Raw genomic sequence first — 2,757 nt, forward strand, 5'->3', positions numbered from 1 at the left:
TAATGATTTCTTCTACCATTTTGTTTCACTTTTCATGTGCTACAAAGTGGTCCAGTTTTTAAAGCGGTTAAAAACATTGATCATATGGAGTATAGTGGACTTTTGCTTCTAACGTAATATTTTGTTCTAGAAGTTGCTTTCTATATGCATGCCGTGTAACAATTATATTACTGATCTTTTGAAGTAATGCTATTGTATCAAAAGGCTTACTTATATAGTCCCATGCTCCTGCATTTAAACCTATATTCTGTGAATATTCATCTGTTTTGGCTGTTAGTATCAAGATTGGAATATGAGATGTTTTTTTATTTTTACGAATAACCTGACACATTTCTACTCCATCCATTTCGGGCATCATTATATCCGTTATGATAATATCAGGCAAAATTGATATTGCCATTTCAATTCTTTGCCGTTAGAGGCTTCTGTTATCCTGTATTTACCCTGCAAGCTAGTTCTTAAATATGCTCTTAATCCTGTTTACATGACCTTCAACCGGGCCATTACTCCACTTAAGCTGTATTGCATTCTTTACGGCGTCAATATCCATCGCCATTCCTCTCGCAAAAGAAGTGAGGCCAGGCAGTTTTTGCTTGGAGTCTTTTACTGTCTGAATCCATTCTTCGATATCACCAGTACCTTTTCTGATCATCTTTTTAAACTTGCGAACTAATTTTCGCACCTGCCGGAGCAAAGGCATATATTTTAAAAGCATCTGCATGTAATTACGTTCATCATGATTTTCAATCCGGTTCATGTTTTTCCCAATGTATTTTGCAAGCCGCCGAGTACTTAATGGTTTAATATATGGGATGTTCTGCTGGTTTATCTCAGATTGGCTCAGTGCCATATTGCCAGTCGTGCCTTTAAGTTGTCTTATGTACAGGTATGCCTGGGAATTACCACCTGAATATCCCATTTGACGAATGTCGGCAACGATATCTTTCATCAAATAGCCAGCCTTTGAAATCCTGTCAGTAATGTAAGACCTAAAATTCTCAATGTTGGTTCTTCTTGAATGTGATTTGGGCACCAACTCATCCATTGTAAAATACAGACGTACAGTGTTACGACTAATGCCCAGTTCTCTCGCGATTCTCTTTTTCGGTATATTTTGGCTTTGCAGTTCTTTAACCTTTTCAAAAACAGGTAGCCTCGAATCGAATCTTGGCAAAACGCTTGAAGTGCCCGTTATATTATTTGATTCTGGTAGTTCTGCCTCTTGACACAACTCCATTGTTTTGGCCTTGACTAGTCTATTTATTTTGGGTGCCACGCTCTTAAAGTACGTATCTAAAGCTTCTGACAGGTTCATTAAAAGGTGGAAACGGTCTGCAACTTGTAGTGTGCCGGGACTGGCAGAGTCAATCGCAGACGAATAAGAACTAGCTCTGTCCCTTGTAATTATTTCAATACCAGGATTCTTTTCAAGCCAGGCTTCCAGATCTTCTCCCTCTCTTGTTGGCAGAAGGTCAATTGGCTTTGAGGTTTCCATGTCAACCAAAACAGTACCATAATTGACGCCTTTCCGGAATGCCCAATCGTCGACACCAACCACTGTAAGTTTTCCTGGTTTCGGCGGTTGTAACCGGTAAGCAAGGCGAGTGATGGTAGCCCGGCTTACTTTGACATTAAGTTTGTCAGACAACTTACTTCCTGCACCACTTGTCATTTCAATGGCAATTTCAGATAATAGCTTATCAACACGGAGCGTACGTCTGGCATACGGGAGAATATCATCATGTCGTTCTGTGAAAACCTTTCTTTGGCAGTGTGCATTCTGGCATTTAAACTTACGGACACCTAATACTATTTTAGTAGAGTATTGAAATACTGGCAGATCAGTTATTGTACGGGTGTATCGATCGTGTACAGAATAACTGTATCTGTTACAAACCGGGCACTTTGCCTTCTTGCTGGTTATTGAAGCATGGAATGTAATTAATGATTGTTTATACTCGATATTGGAAATCTTGATTTTTGAAATTCGAAAGAGCTGTTTTAAGGTCATATATAATTGATTGTCAACTATATAAAGATAAGCAAAAACGTCATTGTAGCCAAAGAAAATACATGCTAAATGACTGCAAAACAATGAATTAAAGATGTACCTCCTTATCTGAATGTGGTTCCCCAAAATTGACGAAGAACCAATTTAAATTGGCCTTAGGTGGTCACTTTGACCGGCGTCTCCACCCTGGCAACCAATCTTAGCAACGAAGATTTATATAAGTCCCTCAAGGTCTATCCAAATCCGGTAATTAATGAGATGACGATTGATATTACTAACGACATGGCTAAGCAAATACGAGTATTTAATTCTACCGGAAGAATCGTCAAAGCCTTCGTACAAAGCAATGAACTTAACTCGATTCCAATGGGTGATTTGCCGCAAGGCATCTACTTTTTGCAGATAAAGCTAGAATCTAGTGACACTACCTTAACCAGAAAAATAGTAAAACGCTGATATTAGGATGTATTAGTTTTTGTTAGTGGCCCCGGTAATTTGTTGCCGGGGTTTTTATTTATACCCACTTTAAATTGCTGATATCCAAAGGTTCATTCTTTTATTTTTAGTAATTTTCAATATTAGAAAAAGGGTGCAAATTAGGTAGTAACGGATAAATCACATAATATGAAAAGAAGAGATTTTTTACGAACAGGTATTGGTGCCAGTTTATTAAGGTGGGTTCTAAAAATTAGTTTTTTCAATTTTTGACTTGATAAAATCGCAGAACCCTTTAACGAAATTTTCAA

3 protein-coding genes are annotated in these 2,757 nt (G+C 37.9%); 1 reads left to right on the forward strand and 2 read right to left on the reverse strand.

The annotated features are described in order from the left end of the window. Positions 1-67: 67 nt before the first annotated feature. Positions 68-400 (reverse strand): response regulator, encoded by a 333-nt coding sequence (locus tag JIV24_RS22000; protein WP_234445924.1) that lies wholly within the window; start codon positions 398-400, stop codon positions 68-70. Positions 401-451: 51 nt separating this feature from the next. Further along, complete coding sequence (locus JIV24_RS22005; RefSeq protein WP_200467239.1) at positions 452-2,011, reverse strand: ISL3 family transposase; 1,560 nt, start codon at positions 2,009-2,011, stop codon at positions 452-454. A 159-nt stretch (positions 2,012-2,170) separates the two neighbouring features. Here JIV24_RS22005 and JIV24_RS22010 point away from each other — a divergent pair, with 159 nt between their 5' ends. Next, positions 2,171-2,467 (forward strand): T9SS type A sorting domain-containing protein, encoded by a 297-nt coding sequence (locus JIV24_RS22010; protein ID WP_289048515.1) that lies wholly within the window; start codon positions 2,171-2,173, stop codon positions 2,465-2,467. The last annotated feature ends 290 nt before the right edge of the window (positions 2,468-2,757 follow it).

The organism is Carboxylicivirga marina (assembly GCF_016612505.1).
Lineage (GTDB): Bacteria > Bacteroidota > Bacteroidia > Bacteroidales > Marinilabiliaceae > Carboxylicivirga > Carboxylicivirga marina.

Coding starts and splice junctions, on each gene's coding strand:
- JIV24_RS22000 (WP_234445924.1), bottom strand. CDS start 400: ATGGCAATATCAATTTTGCCTGATATTATCATAACGGATATAATGATG.
- JIV24_RS22005 (WP_200467239.1), bottom strand. CDS start 2,011: ATGACCTTAAAACAGCTCTTTCGAATTTCAAAAATCAAGATTTCCAAT.